Raw genomic sequence first — 20,441 nt, 5'->3', positions numbered from 1 at the left:
ACCGAAAAAAGCAGGTAAAACCCTACTGTTACAATGCTCTTTTATTTAAAATTAAAAAACAAATAGTTTTCGCAAGCTATTTGTCTTGGTACATAAACAAGCTTTTATTATAGGCCAAAGTGCTTATTGTACGGAATAGTTGAGCAGGAAGTTTCGGTTATCTCCAACGTAAAGATTAAATGACTTATCGCCGGTTTTGGAGAAACCAATTGAGAACTCCGTATTTCCTTTTAGTGGAAATCCTTCATGCTTATTGCCTTCTTTATCAATCAGGAAGATCTTATTCTCATCTTCAAGACAAATTCCAATTTCAATATCCCTTCGCGAGAAGCTGTAAATATTAGGGGGGAAGCTAATGTTGGAATCGAATTTTTTATCGAGGGTTTGTTGTCCCGAGGCATCAAAAACTCTAAGAATATTGTAATCCGCAAACAGATATTCATTTTTACCATCGCTATCAATATCCGCAGCTACAAAGAAGTGCTTATCGGAAAGTTCTGTAAATGTTTTCTTTTCAACTTTTCCGTCGAAATAGCAGTAGTAGATGATTCCGTTTACATCGGTGGTAACCAGTCTGGCTTCGGTGTTGCCAACAGCGTTTTCCAAATAGAAAGTATTGTTTGTCGATTTTGAAAACTGGTCTTTTAACCTGACTCTTTCTTCGCCACGACGGTTTAAGATATAAACCCGGTATTTATCTGCATAAACAAGATAGTCTCTGTTTTTTACCCTAAAATGCTGAATTTCACAGTTAATTTCGTTTTCAGATTTCGCAGGATTCCAACCCGTAAGTGTCTTGCCTTCTTTGGTGTAGGCATAAATATTTTTATCCTTGCAAGGAATAAAAAACCGATAATCTTTGTTGTTGTCGTAATCGAATATCGAAACTCCTTGTATGGCTTCGGCTTTTAATTTGATTGGATAATTCCCTACCTTATCACCATTCCTGTCAACCAAATGGAGTTTGTTTTTAGTGGCAAAAAGATATTGAAGCTTCCCGTTTCCATAAATATCAACCTGGTGAACTTTGCCAACAATTTGCGATTCCATAGGCTTTTTCCATAAAACACGTCCTGATGGATTCAAAAGATGCAGCTCATTGTTGATATCCTGAACCAAAATTTCATTCTCTTTTGTGTAATGATTTACAACCAGATATGGCTTGTGAGCAAAGCAGGTATCCAATCGTGATTCCCACTCTGTTCTGGGAGCCAGCTCTAATACCGGATCGTATTCGATAAACAAGTTGTTGTAAATCAGATTCCTATTTGCACTTAGCTGTAAACCCACTGCCTGAAATTTGTTTACACTTTGCTTGTGATCTTTAATTTGCTTTCGCAAATCAGAATTTAAAAATCCTGAAATAAAGGAATTTGCTCTTGGTGTTGATGCATAAAAATAAAAGTTCGCCTTGTTGGACAGGAATTCTTTATTTTCCATATAGGATTGATTCGTGTTTAGGGTTTTGCCTAAAACCGATTCTTCAATAAACTCGGACAGTGAGCTGATATCGGGGCCCAGAATCATGTAGTTGTCGATAAAAGTAAGATAAGCCGATGAGGCGCCGGCAAAGAAAGATCCAAAAAGCTTTTCCGGAAGTTGATCTTCAGGCATTTTGAAAATATCGAAGCTGGTTTCTTTATCGAGTTGATAAGTGTATGTGTAGTAGGAAAGGGTTCGTTGTTCTTTTTTTGCATTGCCAGTAATCATTTCCAGCATTTTTTCTTTGGCAATACTCGCACTTTTAGTACGTATTATCGTGAAACGTTTGCTTCTTAGGTCTTCGGTAAAAGCCAAGCCAACTTCGTTATGGATAATGGAATAGATTGCGTCTTCATAATTTACGCCAGTCTTTCTTTTTACCTCGCTAATGTTTTTAAGATATTCGGATAACAGCCCCATTTGATCGAGATACTTGCGGTATTTTCCTTTGTGCAAAAGGGCGTCATCAATACCAAGTATGGTTAAAATGCTGGTGCTCGATGGAATCATCGATTCCATTTCCATTTTTACTGGCTCTTGCTGAAGAAACAGGTTCAGCAGATTGCCTTGCTGCGGATCGCTGTAAGTAAATCCGTTTAGCAATACGATTCTATTCCTAAAACTAAGATCTAGCTCAGTCCAGTTTGCAAAATTTGTAAAGTTTCTAATAAATTTGCTGTGATCTTGATTCAGGTTTAGGGAAACCTGTTTGGGAAAGGTTTTTAGATTTAAGAAGATATTTGCATCAACATTTTTTCCTATGGTTCTGCGAATCTGTTCAAAACCCTTTGTTTTGGTAATGGAATTTTCGGTGCTCAGCTGAAGTAAGGAGTTTTCTACAAGCAGCATCGATCTGCTGGCAATAAACAGTCCATCTGAAAATACAAAATGAATTCCTTTTCCCTTCGGATTTTTAGGAGGAATGCTATAGAGTGTTGAGTTCTGGTATTCCCGTTCCGAAACTTCCGAGTCAAGCTCCACCCAATTAAAAATCGCATTTTTAATTTTCTTTTCTTCCAGATAATCAGTGATGGGAAGGATGTATAAATATTCAATTTCATTTTTACCTTGCAGGTGACTCGCCATGGTAAATGATCGATCCAAAGAAAAAGTGCCTTCAGAATCGAAATTACTGATCAGGCTATCTAAAAATTGAAGGTTTTTGTTGATGCTTGCAATTCCATCGAACTTACTTAGCTCTTTCCAGGCACCGGTATTGTTTTCCAATTTGGTGATTAAATCTTCTAAGCTCTCAAATTGTATAATCATTTCCGAATTAACCGGTACTGCTGAGAACGGATCAATTTCTTTGTATTCTTGCTGTTTTTGAAGAAACAGATAGCCTAAAACGATAATGGTCAGGAGCAAAAGAATTAGCAGAGAGGTTAATATTTTTTTCAGCATGGTCAGGAAATTGCGTGGAATTGTAATTGACCAAAAATAGCAATTTATCGATTGTTTAAAAAATTATGTGTTGGATATCTTTGCAACAATATTTAGGCCTTAATTGATCAAAAAAATACCCCAACTATTGTTGAGGTATTTACTTTGAAATAATTGTAAGTGTTTGGTGTGTTGTGTCTAAAATTCGAACTTAATTCCTTGTGCTAAAGGCAAGTCTACGCCATAGTTTATGGTGTTCGTTTGTCTTCTCATATATGTTTTCCATGAATCAGAACCCGATTCACGTCCGCCACCTGTTTCTTTTTCGCCACCAAAAGCACCGCCAATTTCGGCACCTGATGTTCCAATGTTAACATTGGCAATTCCACAATCGCTTCCAATTGCAGAAATAAAGGTTTGAGCCTCGCGCATGTTCATCGTAAAAATGGATGAGGATAAACCTTGCGGCACATCATTGTGCAAATGAATAGCTTCGTCGAGGGTTTTGTATTTCATGATATAAAGAACCGGAACAAAAGATTCGTCCTGAACAATTTGCCATTGATTTTCAACCTCGCAGAAGGTAGGAACCACAAAATTGCCATCCAGCACTTTATCGCCGTAAACAATTTTACCGCCTGCCTTTTTCACTTCAGCAATGGCATGTTTGTAAACCTCTACAGCACCGCTGTCAATAACAGGTCCAACCAAGGTTTTTTCATCCAGCGGATTCCCAATTTTTCCTTCCACCTGTTTGTAGGCATTCAGCAAACGGGTTTTAACATCCTCGTAAACACTTTCGTGGATAATCAAACGTCGGGTAGAGGTACATCTCTGTCCGGCAGTTCCTACTGATCCAAATACAATACCCGGAATGGCTATGTCCAATTCAGCAGAAGGAGCTATGACTATTGCGTTGTTTCCGCCCAATTCGGCAATTGTTCTGCCCAAGCGGGCACCCACCTTTTCGGCAACCCGTTTGCCTATGGCTGTCGATCCGGTAACCGAAATTAAAGGAACACGTTTGTCTTCTATAAAATTATCACCCATTACCGATGATTTTGCAACTACCAAGTTGAAAACACCTTCGGGCACATCGTTATCTTTTAGTACTTTTTTAATGATATTGTGACAAGCAACAGCACACAATGGCACTTTCGAGCTTGGTTTCCAGATAATCACATCGCCGCAAACCGCCGCCAGCATCGCATTCCATGCCCAAACAGCAACCGGAAAGTTGAAAGCAGAAATGACCCCTACAATTCCCAGCGGATGGTACTGATCCATCATTTTATGATCCGGACGTTCCGAATGCATGGTAAATCCGTAAAGCATTCTTGACTGGCCAACTGCAAAATCGCAGATGTCAATCATTTCCTGAACTTCGCCTAATCCTTCCTGATAAATTTTTCCCATTTCGAGGCTAACTAGCTTTCCCAAATCATCTTTGGCATCGCGAAGAGCATTCCCAATCTGACGAACAATTTCGCCTCGTTTGGGAGCAGGCATTTTCCGCCACACTTTAAAGGCTTCCTGTGCAGTTTCCAAAACTTTTTCGTAATCGGCTGTATCGGCATTTTTCACCTTTGCAATTACAGATCCATCTATGGGAGAAATCGATTCGGTTAGCGCACCATTGCAGTTAAGCCAATTGGTACCCGTCGAAACTCCTTGATTAATTGGTTCAATGCCTAAGCGTTTAAGTGTTTCCTTAACTCCAAAATCTTTCATGTCTTTCGTATGATTTGTCTTTTGGAGGAAGAGTAAATATCCACCAAAAAGGGGTTAGCATTCTCGTGTTTTTAGTACGAAACTACAATATAACACTTGTAAGTATTTATCCCTATGATTTATATCATATGTTTTTTCTAAATAAGGGCAAAAATAAACCCGAATCTGTTACGATTCGGGTTCTGATGATATTGATAATTGAAAATTTGAGACTTTTTAAATTGGCATTACATCACGAAGTTCCTGAAGTGTTTCATGAACTGAACTCTTTCGAAGGCGGCTGGGTCGTTCGATTTAGATTGACTCATTTTTCCTTTAAAATCGCTAATTTTATTGAAATCATGCTCTTCCATCCAGGCAAATATTTCTTTCGATAGAACGTCGATGTATTCAGGTCCGTTTTTGTACAATACCGAGGCCAATTGAACTGCATCGGCACCAGCAAGCAGGTGTTTAATGATGCTTTCGGATGTGTGAATTCCGGTTGTGCCGGCAATGGAGCATTTCACTCGTTCCGACATAATTCCGGTCCATCGCAACGAGTTTTTGTAATCGTCGGGACCTGATAATATTTGTCCGCTGGTTACGGTCAAATTATTGATGTCGAAATCGGGACTGTAAAAGCGATTGAACATCACAATTCCATCTACATGTATATCATCCAATCGTTTAATTAAATTCGACAAATTGGAATGATACGGACTTATTTTTAATGCGATAGGAATATCAATTTGTTCTTTTACTGCTTTCAATACATCGTAGTAAATCTGCTCGTTTTCAGCACTTGTTCTGTTCATATCTGTAGGAAGAACAAAAAGATTAATTTCCAGTGCATCGGCACCTGCTTTTTCAACCTCCTTCGCAAAATAGGTCCATTTTTGAGCGCTTACACAGTTAATACTGGCAATAATTGGAATTGAAACGGCGGCTTTGGCTTCCTGAATCAATCTTAGGTATTTGCGAACGGTATCTTCCTGAGGCTCTTCATCCATATAGTCGAAAGTTTCAGGATATACAAAGGGACGGCTGGTCATGGCGTGAATTTTCTCATCCATTTCCATGATGATTTCTTCCTCGAAAAGAGATTTGAGTACAATTGCCCCCGCACCGTGTACTTCCAATTCAATTAATTTTTCAATAGAATCGGTAAGTCCCGAACTGGCTGCTATAATTGGACTGTTTAATTCCAATCCAAGGTAATTGGTAGATAAGTTTGGCATGTTAGAAAAGTTTAGTTTATGTTTTGTGTTGATTTTGTCTACCCAAATGTAGTTTTGTAAGCAGATTATAACAAATCAATAATCTTGATGCTAATATAGAGAATCCTGATGTGAATTGCTAAGTTGTTTTTAGACGGAAAGGGAGGGGGAAGTTCGCTTTTTGATTGTTAAAGATGTTTTTGTGTCTGAAATGTGTCAATGGGCGAGGCTGTAATCGGTCAAGCTTTAAGTGAGATAATTAAATGAAGCTCAGTACATCCGATGTTTGTTGGCTTTGGTGTCGAGGCTTAGCATGAATATTTTTTCAAAAAAATATTGCTTTTGCTTTGCTGGATTGAAACAAACATCTATATTTGCATCGCATTCAAAAGCAATGCCCAGGTGGCGGAATTGGTAGACGCGCTGGTCTCAAACACCAGTGGGGCAACCCGTGCCGGTTCGATCCCGGCTCTGGGTACTTTAACATAATGTTAGAAAGAGCAAATAGCGCTTAAAACACTGGTTTTGAGCGCTATTGTTGTTTTTGGATGTCAATAATGATTAAATAAAACCAATTAAAAAGGGGCAAAAACGAGAACAACCGAGAACAAACCGAGAACAGATTTTGATGATTTTTCCGTTTTGAGTGTTTGTTTCAGTTGATTTTTTTCTGTTTCTGTATCTTTTTTTCATTTTGATTTGATGAAAAAGCAGTTGACTGCTTCCCAATTTTGACCTCGAAATTCCCTCCATTTCTAAATTCAGCACTATTTGTTGCTATTTGATGCAATTTGACACGAAAATAGTGTTGTTCAATTTGTTGAAATTCAGTAACTTAAACAAGTGTTGTTCAATTAAATTTAGGATTGATTCATTTAAAAATAGGAGTTATTGGTATGAGATTAAAAATTGGTTATCAGCTAAAGAAATCCCGTTCAAAAGGGGGGAAATGCCCGATTTATCTGCGTTTCACGTATAATTACAAACGTGTTGAACTCTCTACAGGGATATTTGTTCCTGCTGACTTGTGGGATGAAAAAACAATTTCGTGCACAGGACAAAGCTCGTTTGCTGAAAGTGTAAACAATCAGCTTACTAAGACTCAAACAAATTTACGGGATACATACAATCGTCTGGTGTCTTTGGGAGAGGATTTTGATGTGATTGACCTTAAAAACATTCTTCTGGGAAAGGATAAGAAACGAGGAGGCGTGCTGGAAATCTTTGACTACTATCTGGAGACAATAGAAAATAATATTGGAAAAGGCTACGCAAAAAGAACCTTAAAACATTACAAGGTCAGCCGAAAAAAGCTTATGCTGTATATTAAAAGTACTAAAAGGAATGATTATCCGATGGATAAGGTGAAATATGAGTTTCTGAATGGCTTTGATATGTTTTTAAAGGCAAATTACAATGTCCATCAAAACACTGCCTGGAATTATCACAAACATTTGAGAAGGGTGATGAACCTGGCCGTAGCCATGGAATACATAGATAAAAATCCTTATGCACGTTATCAGGTGAAGCTGGAACAGACCAGTCGTGAATTCATTAGTATGCATGAATTGAAAACTATTGAATCCAAAGAAATTAAGAAGAAGAGTTTGGATATTGTTCGTGATGCTTTTGTGTTTGCCTGTTACACCGGACTTTCCTATGCAGATATTTATAAATTAAGTGCAAAACATTTAGAGCTTGATGATTCCGGAAAGGAATGGATCATTATTCATCGGTCTAAAAACAGCAATCGCTGCATGATTCCATTGTTTCCAAATGCGAAAGCAATCCTTCAGAAATATTCAGATTTTCCTGAAGACCTGTTGAGAGGGAGATTATTACCCATTCTTTGCAATCAAAAAATGAATCAGTATCTAAAGGATCTGGCCAAGTTTTGTGGAATTGAAAAAAATATAACCATGCATGTGGCCCGGCATACTTTTGCTACAAGCGTAACTCTGTCCAATGGTGTGCCTATTGAAACTGTCTCTAAAATTTTGGGACATACCTCTTTGAAAACAACACAGATTTACGCCAAAGTATTGGCACATAAAATTTCTGCTGATATGGATGTTTTACAGAAAAAATTAAATCTGGAATAATTCAATATTCTAATCCTCTGCCAAGCCAATTGCAATAATGGTGTAAAACCGAATCGAATTGTAAGATACAGACCTTACTACATGCGTTAGCAAAGTTGGAATCGGTCGTGGATTGACAAAAGCGTTCGGCATAAACGCGCCCAATCATTTCAAAGCGTTTTTTTTCTTACGCACAGGCCAGGCCGCAAAGAACTTTGTATTTGCATTCTGCAAAATACAAAGCCCATTGCCAAGCCTGTTTAAAACACATTGAAATGATTTTCACAGCCGGCGCACAGGCCATTTATTCCGTTTCCTTTTGGCCATTCATGACCTGAAATTAAAAAGGGATGCTTACGCAAGTATGAAGGCCTCCTTGTATGAAAATAAGATGGTTGATTTACAAGTTAAGTTATCACTTTGAAGATGTACTAAGCAAGTTTATGTTTTGGTGCGACCCAAACCTTAATTACATCCCGTTGGTCTCAAATTTAAAGCTTAATTCAATGGCAAATTTCAATAAAGGAGGACGTCCCAGAAAAAGTACTGCTCAGAAAAAACGGTATAAAGTAGATGTTAAAATGGCTACCGAAGAGTACTACGTCCTAAAATCAAAAGCCCAAAAAGCAAACCTGACCATCAGTGAGTACATGAGACAGTGTATTGCCGGTAGTTCGGTAAGAGAGAGAATCACTCCCGAAGTTCAAATTTATATCCGGAAATTGTGTGGCATGGCCAATAATCTGAATCAGATTGCCAGGAAAGCAAATGCACAAGGATATACAAATGTACGTAAGGAATACATTCACCTGGCTGATCAAATTGATCAGTTGATAGATCGCTTGTGAAATGATAGCAAAGATTGTGAAAGGGCAGGATTTCAGGGGTGTCGTGAATTATATTTTCGATATCAAAAAGGGGACGGAATTGTTGGCCAGTGATGGTTTGCGGACCAAAAATAAGGAGACGATTATTCAAAGTTTTGTTGGACAAGCAGAATTGAATCCAAGACTTGGTAAATCGGTGTATCATATCTCTCTTTCGTTCTCGGCAAAAGACAAGGAACTTTTATCGAATGAATTGATGGCAGAGGTAGCCAAAGAATACTTGGGGAAAATGAATATCTGTGAAACACAGTTTTTGGTTGCCCGTCATTTTGACAAGGAACATCCACACCTGCACATGATCATCAACAGGGTAGATTATCATGGGAAAACCATATCGGATCGGAACGACAGACACAGAAGTGAAAAAATCTGTAAGGAGATTACACGAAAGTATGGTTTCTATTTTGCCAAAGGGAAGGAGCAGGTTAAAGTGGAGCGACTTCACGAACCCGATAAGACCAAATATGAAATCTACAATGCTTTGAAAAAATACATCCCTGAAAGCGGCGATTGGGCTGAATTAGCTATGAATTTGAAAGAGCAGGAGATCAGCATCGATTTTAAAACAAAAGGAACAACGACGGAGGTTCAAGGGGTTCGATTTATAAAAAATGGTTTGAGTTTTAATGGTTCGAAAATAGACCGGCAGTTCAGTTTTTCGAAGATTGATGCTCGATTAAAACAAAATGTACAGGAGCAAATATTTTCAGCTCGAAAAGGAGATAGTCTATCTACAGGATTCCTTCGGGAATTGCTTGTGCAATCTCAAAAGCAAAATTATAAGGATGAATTGCATTCCAAACAAAAACAAAAACTGCGAAAAAGATCTAAGAATAAAGGTCTAAGACGGTCATGAAAATTAGAAAGCATATGAAAAGGAATGATTTTGTACCAGCAATGTTCGAGGAAATTAAAGAAACAATGGCGGCTATCAATAAAAAGCTGCAACAAGAAAAGCCAGACGAAAAAGAGCCTCAAAAAGAGATCTCCAGACAGCTACTGGAATTTATTTACCAGTCAATTCATAAATCTGTTCGTGAGAATATCTCCGTTTCGGAGCAGTCTACAAGAAAACAGCTAAACCAATTGACTCAAGATACGAAGGATCTGGAACAAAGAATTACCGAAATGACCGGACAGTATAAAAAGCGCAGGTTGATATTTCGTAAGCTGGTGGTTTGGCAATCGGTTGCTGCAGTTTTGTTTTTGCTGGGAATTGGACTATTTGTAAATAATCGTCAGTTGAGGGACAATGATTTGAAATTTAAATTTATTCAGGCTCAAGGAGGCATTAATTCTAATGGGCTTTCTTACTTAGATACAGTTTTTCATGTGAACAGGAATGAACTGGTAATTGAAAAGATAAAGAAGAAGGTTGAGGTAGGAGAAAAGGAATCATTAAAAAAGGCTGATGATATTTCTTGTTTTCTCTTGGATTGATCAATTTAGTTTTTTTTTAATATTTTTTGTTGCATATATAATTTGATCCTCTCGAGTTTGATCTTAAATGGAAAATTCTATTTCCGAATAATTTAAATTGCACATAATAACTAATAGATTTGATTTTAATAGTATAAAGTAAGTGTTTGCAAACGATCAGCACGATTATTTTATTTTTTAAATTTTGGGCTAATGTTTTGAAAGTTCGCTATTCCTTTATACTATTGTTTGCCCTTTATTTAATCTAAATGCAGAATATCGAACAATCATATTATAAGAGACTAAAAGGTGGAGATAAATATGTAATTGATGAAATTTACAATAGGTTTCATTTTAAAATTTTTCGTTTTTCGTTTGCTTTTTTGAAAAATGAAGAGGATGCTTACGATATTGTCCAAGAAGTGTTTATTAAATTTTGGGAGAAGCGTTCTTCCTTAAAGGACGATACTAATCTCGAAGCATTTCTTTTTACTATTGCAAAAAACACAGTGCTGTCTGTATTTCGAAAACGAAGCACAGAGCAGAAATATTTAGACTATTTACAGAATACGGTTAATAGTAATAGTTCTGGAACAAAAGAGCAAGTTGATTATGTCTTTTTAAAGGGACAGTATGATAAGCTAGTGCCAGAACTGCCTCCCAAAAGAAGAGCAATTTTTTTATTGAGTCGTGAGAAAGGTCTTTCAAATAAAGAAATTGCTGAACTAAAAGGAATATCTGAAAAAACTGTTGAAGATCATATTACAAAATCTCTTGCTTTTCTTCGAAAACACATCTTGCTTTTCGGTATATGGGGAGAGTTATTTTATTTTGTTTTTGTCGATTGAAAATTTTGCAATCTGTTAAAGTTGCTACCTAAATATATTTATTGACATCCTTTTCTCTTATATAATTTGATATTTCACTACTTATTTTCGAAATACAGTATCTGATTTTAGCAAGTTCCTTCTGGGTGCTCTGCCATAATTTATTCCAGATGTTAAGATTGTGACTTGTAAATTTTGGAGGTAAGTTGTCTTTTTCTAATTCAATATCTATTTATGCAATCTTCAAACGAATATATCTATAAAGTTCGTTAGGTATTTTAATAGCTAAATCGTTTTCTTTTTTGAAACTTAACCGATTTTTTTTTGATTTCTATCCCTGTTCAAGCCGAAATAATTGATGGCGTTGATAATAATAAATCAGGATGGAAGAAGGGTTTATACGTTGAATTTATAACAGAATAATATATGTAAAAATGGGATTGTTGTGTAATTGTAGTACTGAATGTATCTATTTTAAATAAAAAAATAAAAATAAGCAGGGGGTAAGGTCAACTTGTGCGTTGTATATATAAGAGCGAAAGAAATGAAAGAAGAGATTGAAAAATATATTGAAGGAAATTATTCTAATAAGGAGTTGGAAGATGCTATTTCTATACTTAATGATAGATCAGCTCAACCAAAATTGGAAAAGGTTATGAATGGATTTTGGAGGAAATGTAGTAATGATACTGTTGGGAATCCTCAATTCTTTGATCAGATACTTAGTAATGTACACCACGAAATAAATTTGACACATAGGGATATATCTATTAGTCGAAAAGTGTATTTCATATTTTCGAAAGTCGCTGCAATTGTAATTGTCCCTTTGTTGATTGCTTTGATTTATTTTGCTAATGATAGCCTAAAGAGCAGTTATGTTGCTCAAAATACAATTACAGTCCCACTGGGTGCTGTCAGCCAATTTAAATTACCTGATGGCACCAAGGTTTGGCTTAATTCAGGAAGTAAATTTACTTATCCATCATCCTTTCAAGAAGCCAACCTGCGTTTAGTTCATCTTGAAGGAGAAGCATATTTTGATGTCCAAAAAAATCTGGATTTACCATTTGTTATCGATATGAAAAACCTTGATGTTAAAGTAACAGGAACTGCTTTTAATATTCGATCGTATGACGATGAAAATCAAATGACAGTAGCTTTAGTAGAGGGGTCTGTTAATTTAGGCCAATTAAATGAATTAGACGGAACATTTTCGAATGTAAACAGTTTGGTTCCTAATGAGGTTGCCACATTAAATAAGGTGAAGAATAAAATGGATATCCAAAAGTTAAAGGATATAAATAAATATATTTCATGGAAAGAAGGCAGAACTGTTTTTGACAATGATCCAATTGATGCAGTTATTGCACGTTTTGAGAAGATGTATAATGTTGATATTATTGTTGATAGTGATGAACTTAAACAGTATCGTTTTACGCTTACATTTATAAATGAAACTATGGAGAGAGCATTAAGAATTTTAGAATTATCGTCACCACTATCATACGAAATTGTCGAATGTAAGGGGAGTGAAGCAGGAGTTTTTGGAAAAAGAACAATTATTTTAAAAAAGGCAAAAATATAAGAATTTAGTGTTTGTTTAAAAAATAATAAATCTATGAAGGAAAATATACGAGTACCACCTTAGAATTGACTAGTGAATTAAATTAAAAGTTACTAAGTATCTAATCTAATAGTCAAACCAAATAAAAAAGGAGAGTGCTAGAACACCCTCCTAAACGATTTTCACCTGCTGAAAACAGGTAAAAGTATTATTAAAAAACGTCTAAATATATGAAAAAAATATTGAATTTTTGGAAAGGGAATTGTTTGCCTTTTTCAATACAATCCAGACGCGTTATGAGGATTACATTTATATTAATATTCGCAACAGTTTTTAGCTTACAAGCTTCTGATATATATTCCCAAAATGCACGTATTTCTATTAAGGAAAAAAGTTCATCTGTTCGTGATGTATTGAAAGCAATTGAAGATAAATCCGAATTTTATTTTGCTTATAACAATGAACTTGTGGATGTTGAACGACAAGTTGATGTTAAAGTGGAAGATGAGAAAATAAGCTCTGTTTTAGATCAAATATTTCAAGGAACAGATATTTCATATACTATACTTGACAGACAAATTATTCTTTCTTCGGCAGAAGCAATGGATGGTTTGAATAAAGAAGTTCAAGACAAATATACTGTTACGGGTAAAATAGTAGACATAAATGGACAGTCCTTACCAGGAGTATCGATAGTAGTCAAGGGAAGTATGCTAGGAACAATAACAGATATTGATGGGAATTTTGTATTTAAGGATGTTCTTAAGAATGGAACACTGGTATTTTCATTTATAGGTATGAAAACAAAAGAGATTGTCTTGGCGGGGGAATCAAAGTTGGATGTTATACTGGTTGAGGAAGCTTTTGGTTTGAGCGAAGTTGTTGCTATTGGGTATGGATCGGCTAAAAAATCAGATTTATCATCATCCATAGCAACCGTGACAGGTTTAGATAAAATCAATAGTCGTGCAATTACAAGTCCTTCGGACTTTTTACAAGGAAACACTGCAGGAGTAACAGTTATTCAACAAGGTGGTGATCCAACAAAAACAGCAAAAGTAGTAATACGTGGAGTTGGTTCAGTAAATGATGAATCGCCACTTTGGGTTGTTGATGGGATGCCATATTATGGTGGTGCGCTTAACCCGAATGACATTGAAAGCATGGTAATCTTAAAAGATGCCGCTTCTGCATCAATATATGGAGCTCAGGCTGCATCAGGAGTTATTGTGATTACTACAAAAAGCGGTAAATCAGGTAAACCGAAAATTAGTTTTGACTTTTTTACTGGAGTACAGCAAGCAATGAACAAACCAACACCGTTAAATGCCGAACAGCAAAGCTGGGCATATAATACTGCTACAGATAATGTTGGGGCGTCACGTTTGCCCGCTCATGATGCTGTTCAGAATCCATTTGGTGCTGTGACACGTACAAATTGGATCGATGCTATTTTTAGAAAAGCATACGTTAAAAATGCTAATTTTTCAATATCCGGTGGTGGTGAAAAAGTAAGATATATGTCTTCTTTTAATTATCAGGATAAGGATGGACTTTTGATAGGAACAAACTCAAAACGGTTTGCTTTTAGAATGAAGACCGAATATGATATTACTGATAATATTAAAATTGGAGAGAATATTTTTTTAGCAAGAACCGAAGCGGTTGGAGCTAATACTTCGTCTAGTTATTCTGGTGCTATTATTAATGCGATGTATATGCCATCGTCAGCTCCTGTATATGATGCAGAAGGTAATTATCATGGAGTGGCTCCTGCAGAATCTAAATTTGCTGGTGCTTATGGAGATGTATTTAATCCTGTAGCGATGTTGAATAGACCAACAGTAACTAATCCTATTACGAATTTAAATGCAAACGTTTACCTTGATTATAAAATTATTCAAGGGTTGAAATTTCGTTCTTCATTTTCTGTTGATTTAAGAGATGATGATTATAAAAAGTTCACCCCAAAAATACCAGAGTCTGGTCGTCGTACTGATATGAATTATTTGGATCAATCATGGTCTAATAGGAATAAATGGATTTGGGACAATCAGATTAATTATGAGAAGTCTTATGGAAAGCATAACTTAAATCTTACTGCGGTTTACTCAGCTCAGCATACAGATTATGAGTATAATGATGTTAATGCTCAGGATTTTTCACGTGAAGAAGACTGGTATCAATATTTAAAAAATGCAGGAGAGATTATTGAATGGGATAGTGATGTTTACGAAGATGCATTAACATCAGCCATTGGTCGGTTTCGTTATAATTTTGATAATCGTTACTTCTTTTCAGCAAGTATAAGGAATGATCGTTCTTCTCGTTTAGCAAAAGAAAATAATGATGATATGTTTTCTTCATTCTCTGCAGCTTGGAGATTGTCTGAAGAAGGTTTTATGAAAGATATAGATTGGATAACTTCTTTGAAGCTAAGAGGATCTTGGGGACAAATTGGTAATATTCAATCAGTTAATTATTATGCATATAATGTTCCAATGAGTTCTCATAGACCTTATCTTGGTGAGTCTCCATCTTACCTTCCAGGATACTATGTAGCTCAGCAGTCGAATCGTAATTTAAAGTGGGAGAAGTCAGAAACTTATGATTTTGGTATAGATGCTACTTTATTTAATGGACGTTTGGACTTGGTTGCCGATTATTTTGAGAAGACTACGAAAGACATGATTCTCACCAATGCTGCCAATCCACATACTGGTGTTGGCGATGGTCCAACTTCAAATGTTGGAAGTGTGAAGAATTGGGGATATGAAATGTCTGTAAACTATAGAAATAACGATAAGAAATTAAAATATTCTATAGGAGCTAATTTTTCAACCATAAAAAATGAACTATTGGATTTGGATGGATACACTAGCGATTATATTTATCATGATGATAATGTTCGTTCTTCTTTGTTTCCATATCGTTCGGAAGCAGGACAGCCATTATATTCATATCATTTAGTGCAGTGTGAAGGTCTTTTTAAAACACAAGCCGAAATCGATGCACATCAATCAAATGGGAATCTAATTCAACCCAATGCAAAACCTGGGGATCTGAAATTTAAAGATGCAAACAATGATGGAAAAATTTCTGATGATGATAGAGTTTTTCATGGTAATGCATTCCCTACATTTACTTATGCTATTAATCTTAATTTAGAGTATAAAGGGTTTGACTTATCGTGTATTCTGCAGGGAGTTGAAGGTGGAAAGGTGTTTAATGCATATAAGTATTCAACCTATAATATGTCAGAACAAACTTATAATCGTGATAATCGCATCCTAGGAGCTTGGTCCGTTGATAATCCGAATTCAAATATTCCTAGACTTCAGACGACAGATGATAATAGAAATTTTGCTACAAATTCTACGTGGTATTTGGAAGATGCATCATATCTACGTATGAAGAATATAACATTGGGATATTCATTTCCACATAAAATAATTGATAAAGTAGTTAAAGGTTCTTCTTTAAGAATTTATTTTACTGCTGAAAATTTATTCACCATAACGGATTATTCAGGAATGGATCCTGAAGTTGGTGGAATTGGACTTGATGTAGGATCATATCCTGTTGCACGTACAATATCTACAGGCTTATCATTTGCTTTTTAATTTATATTGGACATCAATACGTGAATGATTATTTTAAGAAGTCTAAAAAAAGGAAACAATTATGAAAAATATAAGATTAACGAATTTTGTTGTTGCAGCATTTATAGTTTTTATTGTCTGGGGATGTTCTGAGAGTTTTACCGATTTAACCCCAAAAGGAAGTGCAACGGAAGGAAATTATTGGCAAACAGAAGATGATGCTTTGGCAGGAGCAAATGCCATGTATTATTATATGAAAGACGAAGACATGTTTACTCGTGGCTTTATGTGGTATATTAATGCTTCGGATGATATGATAACAGGCCGTTCGAATGCAAAGGCTGATGCAGCGGTAAATTTTACTTTAAGTGGAGATGAGGGATATTTTAGTTGGATGTATCCACAGTCATATAAAATTGTCCGTCGAGCAAATGATGTAATATCTCATGTTCCAGATATTGAGATGGATGCTTCCTTAAGTAAGCGAGTTTTAGGAGAAGCTTATTTTATGCGTGCATTTCATTATTTTTGGTTAGCACATACTTATGGTGATAATGGTGAAAATGGTGGAGTTCCGATTGTTACGGAGGAAAACATGTTTGATGATCATTTCACACGTCCTGTAAGTGTTATTAACAACTATGAGCAAATAATTAGTGATTTAGAAAAGGCTGTTGATTTATTACCACTTTTCACAACTTACGCTTCTGCTGATTTAGGAAGAGCTCATAAAGATGCAGCATTAGCATATATTGCTAAGACTTATATGTATTGGGCTCAATATGATAATTCAAAATGGGATAATGTAATTGAGTACTGTGATAAGATTACAAATTCTGGTTCTGGCAGAAAACTTCTAAATTCGAATAACCCAGGAACAGATTATCATGATATTTTCACATATCAACAAAATTTTGGTTCCGAATATATTTGGTCAGTAATTTCAGGAGTAGATGCGGGAAGTAAATTACCTGGTGTTATGCTTGAGAATAAAGGCTGGGGTGATTACAATGGTTGGGGATATTATCAACCAACACTTGAATTGTATAATAGTTTTGAAGTTGGTGATGTAAGACGAAAAGAAACTATTTTAGAGTTTGGGCAAGAGTTTAAATGGTTTGGTGAGACCAGAAGGTATACTTCTCAAAATTCTCAATCAGGATTTCAGTTTAATAAATATATGGACGCTTATGGGTATGAAAACCCTGTTGGAACAACAATTAATGCAAATGGAGATGATCCAACTACAATTGCGAATGTTCCTCTTATTCGTTATACTGAAATTGTTTTAATGAAGGCCGAAGCTCTACTTATGAAAGGTCAAAATGCTGACAAGGAATTGAATGCAGTTCGTAGCCGAGCAGGATTAGCTTCTATAACCAATGCCACATTAAGTGATTTAAAACATGAACGCCGTGTTGAATTTGCTGGTGAATTTACAAATCGACATTTTGATTTAGTACGCTGGCATGATGCCGATTTGGCCTATAATAAAACATTACATGGTAGAGATTATTCTGATAAAACAAATCCAGATTCACCTTTTACCATAAAAGAGGTACGTGCTGCACGACCTCAATTTGACCCAAATATTCATCATGTTTGGATTATTCCTAATGATGATGTAGCTATCTCAGGTATTCGACAAAATAAAGGTTGGAATTAAAAAGTGTAGTAGAGAAAGCCTGTATTTTCAGGCTATCTCTACTCTTTTTTGTTTGAAAGAGTAGATTGTAGAATTTCTCTTTGAGAAATTGCTGTGCAATTTTTAAATTCGCCAAATCGAAAATTATGATAATAAAACATTTGAGGAATGGAGTAATTTTATTAATTACATTTTGTTTATTTGGGTGTAGTTCAAGAAATAGTACAGAAACCTCTATAATTCCGGTTCATTCACACAATGATTATAGCCACACAAATCCACTGTTTGATGCTTTGAAATATGGTTGTAAGAGCATCGAAGCTGATGTTTTTCCTATTGGAGATTCATTGTTCGTAGCACATGATCGAAACCAGATCAAATCAGGTAATACTCTGCGTAGGCTTTATCTTGATCCTATTTATCAAAAAGTTATTGAAAACAAAGGTTCTGTTTATGGAAATGAAGAAGAACTCTTTCTTTTCGTTGATATAAAGATTAATGGACTCAGCACTTATAAGTTACTCGAGGATATTTTAAAAGAATATAAACAAATACTTTCTGTGTATAATGACGGGATTGACCGGAGAGGGGCAGTAAGAATAATTGTTTCTGGGGAAAGGCCATTTGAATATATGGTTGGTCAAAGTAATCGTTTGGCATATTTTGATGGGCGATTAACTGATTTAAATAAAGGAATCTCAAATAAATTAATGCCGATAATTAGTGATGACTGGGGTGATTACTTTAATTGGGACGGAAATGGTGAGATTCCCGTTCTAGAAAAAAATAAACTACAAGATATCACTTCTGCCGTAAAGAAAAAAGGCTTCCTTATTCGCTTTTGGGGTACACCTAATACAACTGAAAAACAAAGAAGAGCAATCAGTACTGAATTGTTGAATGCACAAGTTGATCTTATTGGGACTGATGATTTGAATGAAATCAAATATATGTTCAATTAATACCTCCTTGAATATCCTACATTCAATTTTTATCACATTATCTAACTTAATCTAAATAGCAGATAACGAGAAGTTTATACTTGTATTTTGCTTCCCAGGCTTGTTCTGTCTATAAGATAATATATAAAATTAAATAATTATGAAACAATTAGCATTCCTATATATAAGTGTTTTTTTACTGATAATCAGTCAAATAATGCCCGTATGTGCTCAGGAGCAAAATGAGCTAAAGTTCAGAAAAAATCATTCATTTAAAATTGCGCAGTTTACTGATTTGCATTGGAATAATACTTCTGATAATTGCATAAAAACCATTGAGAATATGGAAACAGTTTTGAAAGCAGAAAATCCAGACTTGGTGGTTTTAACAGGCGATATTGTTACTTCCGATCCTGCTAAAGAAGGATGGTTAGCAATAGCAAAAATTTTTATTGATGCAAAAATACCCTGGGCTGTTACACTAGGAAATCATGATGCAGAACCAGATATAAATCGTAAAGAAATATTTAAGATTCTTCAGGACTTACCATATTTTGTGGGAACGGAGGGAAATGTGCATGGAGCTGGTAATTATGCATTACCTGTTGAAACTTCTAATGGGGATAAAACTGCAGCGGTTATATATTGTTTTGATTCTAATGATTATGCCAGTAATCCGAAGATTAGTGATTATGATTGGATTCGATTTGATCAAATTGAATGGTATCGTAATGAGAGCGATAAATTTACTGCTGAGAATAATCAATTGCCACTTCCTTCGTTGGCATTTTTTCATATTCCACTTCCAGAATTTAGAGAAATTGTAGGAGCATCAACCACCTTAGGTGATCAATTCGACGAGGGGGTAAGTTCATCCGATATAAATTCAGGAATATTTGCGTCAATGGTCGATAAAAACGATGTTATTGGGGTTTTTGTAGGACACGATCATGATAACAATTATGTGGGAATTCATCATGGAATTGGACTTGGTTATGGTCAAAAGACAGGTTATGAAGCCTATGGGCAACTTGAACCAGGTGCACGAATAATTGTTATGCAGGAAGGATATTTTAGTTATGATACATGGATTAGAACAGAAAATGGTGTGAAGTATAAGTATTATTTCCCTTCAGGTCTTTCAGATGCAGATGAGAATATCAAATTTTTGCCATCAAAAAAAGTAACTAAAGCACAATCAGGAATAAAGTATAAATATTTTGAAGGAGATTTTGATTCAACAGATGACTTATCTACTCAACCTATAAAAAAAACAGGTCTAATTCCGAATATATCTTTATCAGAGGCTGATTTAACAGATTACTTTGGTTTCGAATTTAATACTTTGATTAAAATTCCCAATAAAGGACTTTATCAGTTTTATACAAACTCCGATGATGGATCTAAATTACTAATTGATGGTATCACTGTTGTCGATAATAATGGTTCGCATAGCGCAAAATATGAAAAAGGAGTAATTGCATTGGACGAAGGGTATCATGAGTTTAAGTTACTGTATTTTGAAAGTTATATGGGCGATAATTTAGAAGTTGGCTTTTCAAGCAGAAAAATAAGGGAGTGTATCATTCCAGATTCATTTTTCTTTATCGAAGAATAGTTCATTTAAATAATGGCTTAATAATTATAATTTACCATTGAGTAATTAGTGTTCGCAATCAT

The 20,441-nt window shown here is 35.4% G+C and carries 13 protein-coding genes and 1 tRNA gene; 11 read left to right on the top strand and 3 right to left on the bottom strand.

Annotated elements, in window-relative coordinates; genetic code table 11:
* Nucleotides 1-123: 123 nt before the first annotated feature.
* The 3 genes from ALGA_RS08240 to ALGA_RS08230 all read right to left on the bottom strand — a co-directional run bounded on the left by ALGA_RS08240 (nt 124) and on the right by ALGA_RS08230 (nt 5,816).
* Entirely contained in the window at nt 124-2,886 is a 2,763-nt protein-coding gene (locus ALGA_RS08240) for a DUF3352 domain-containing protein (RefSeq protein ID WP_096428870.1), read from the bottom strand.
* Between the two features lie 177 nt (nt 2,887-3,063).
* A complete protein-coding gene (amaB, locus tag ALGA_RS08235; RefSeq protein ID WP_096428869.1) occupies nt 3,064-4,596 on the bottom strand; it encodes an L-piperidine-6-carboxylate dehydrogenase in 1,533 nt (510 codons plus the stop codon).
* Between the two features lie 227 nt (nt 4,597-4,823).
* Nucleotides 4,824-5,816, bottom strand: a complete 993-nt coding sequence (locus ALGA_RS08230; RefSeq protein WP_096428868.1) for a dihydroorotate dehydrogenase-like protein — start codon at nt 5,814-5,816, stop codon at nt 4,824-4,826.
* 375 nt (nt 5,817-6,191) lie between these two features.
* Here ALGA_RS08230 and ALGA_RS08225 point away from each other — a divergent pair.
* From ALGA_RS08225 to ALGA_RS08170, 11 genes are all read left to right on the top strand, one after another.
* Nucleotides 6,192-6,273, top strand: a tRNA-Leu gene (locus ALGA_RS08225).
* Nucleotides 6,274-6,691: 418 nt separating this feature from the next.
* Nucleotides 6,692-7,897, top strand: a complete 1,206-nt coding sequence (locus ALGA_RS08215) for a site-specific integrase (protein ID WP_096428866.1) — start codon at nt 6,692-6,694, stop codon at nt 7,895-7,897.
* A gap of 485 nt (nt 7,898-8,382) precedes the next feature.
* Nucleotides 8,383-8,724 carry a MobC family plasmid mobilization relaxosome protein gene (locus ALGA_RS08210; protein WP_173803999.1) on the top strand — a complete coding sequence of 114 codons (342 nt, stop codon included), beginning with the start codon at nt 8,383-8,385 and terminating at the stop codon, nt 8,722-8,724.
* 1 nt (nt 8,725) lies between these two features.
* Entirely contained in the window at nt 8,726-9,619 is an 894-nt protein-coding gene (locus ALGA_RS08205) for a relaxase/mobilization nuclease domain-containing protein (RefSeq protein ID WP_096428865.1), read from the top strand.
* A 14-nt stretch (nt 9,620-9,633) separates the two neighbouring features.
* Complete coding sequence (locus ALGA_RS08200) at nt 9,634-10,203, top strand: hypothetical protein (RefSeq protein ID WP_145957589.1); 570 nt, start codon at nt 9,634-9,636, stop codon at nt 10,201-10,203.
* 248 nt (nt 10,204-10,451) lie between these two features.
* Nucleotides 10,452-11,030 carry an RNA polymerase sigma-70 factor gene (locus tag ALGA_RS08195; protein ID WP_096428863.1) on the top strand — a complete coding sequence of 193 codons (579 nt, stop codon included), beginning with the start codon at nt 10,452-10,454 and terminating at the stop codon, nt 11,028-11,030.
* Nucleotides 11,031-11,553: 523 nt separating this feature from the next.
* Nucleotides 11,554-12,594: a FecR family protein gene (locus ALGA_RS08190; protein WP_096428862.1), complete on the top strand. Its 1,041-nt coding sequence runs from the start codon at nt 11,554-11,556 to the stop codon at nt 12,592-12,594.
* 209 nt (nt 12,595-12,803) lie between these two features.
* Nucleotides 12,804-16,196: a TonB-dependent receptor gene (locus ALGA_RS08185; protein ID WP_145957588.1), complete on the top strand. Its 3,393-nt coding sequence runs from the start codon at nt 12,804-12,806 to the stop codon at nt 16,194-16,196.
* A gap of 61 nt (nt 16,197-16,257) precedes the next feature.
* The gene (locus tag ALGA_RS08180) at nt 16,258-17,841 is read left to right on the top strand and encodes a RagB/SusD family nutrient uptake outer membrane protein (RefSeq protein WP_096428861.1); all 1,584 of its coding nucleotides are present in this window, start codon (nt 16,258-16,260) and stop codon (nt 17,839-17,841) included.
* A 125-nt stretch (nt 17,842-17,966) separates the two neighbouring features.
* On the top strand, nt 17,967-18,782 hold the full coding sequence (locus ALGA_RS08175; RefSeq protein WP_096428860.1) for a phosphatidylinositol-specific phospholipase C/glycerophosphodiester phosphodiesterase family protein: 816 nt from the start codon (nt 17,967-17,969) through the stop codon (nt 18,780-18,782).
* A 139-nt stretch (nt 18,783-18,921) separates the two neighbouring features.
* Complete coding sequence (locus ALGA_RS08170) at nt 18,922-20,379, top strand: metallophosphoesterase (protein WP_096428859.1); 1,458 nt, start codon at nt 18,922-18,924, stop codon at nt 20,377-20,379.
* Nucleotides 20,380-20,441 lie beyond the last annotated feature (62 nt).

Origin of the sequence: Labilibaculum antarcticum, assembly GCF_002356295.1 — a bacterium.
GTDB lineage: Bacteria > Bacteroidota > Bacteroidia > Bacteroidales > Marinifilaceae > Labilibaculum > Labilibaculum antarcticum.
Note: the sequence above shows the minus strand (reverse complement) of the source record. Positions and strands in the feature narration are given on the sequence as shown.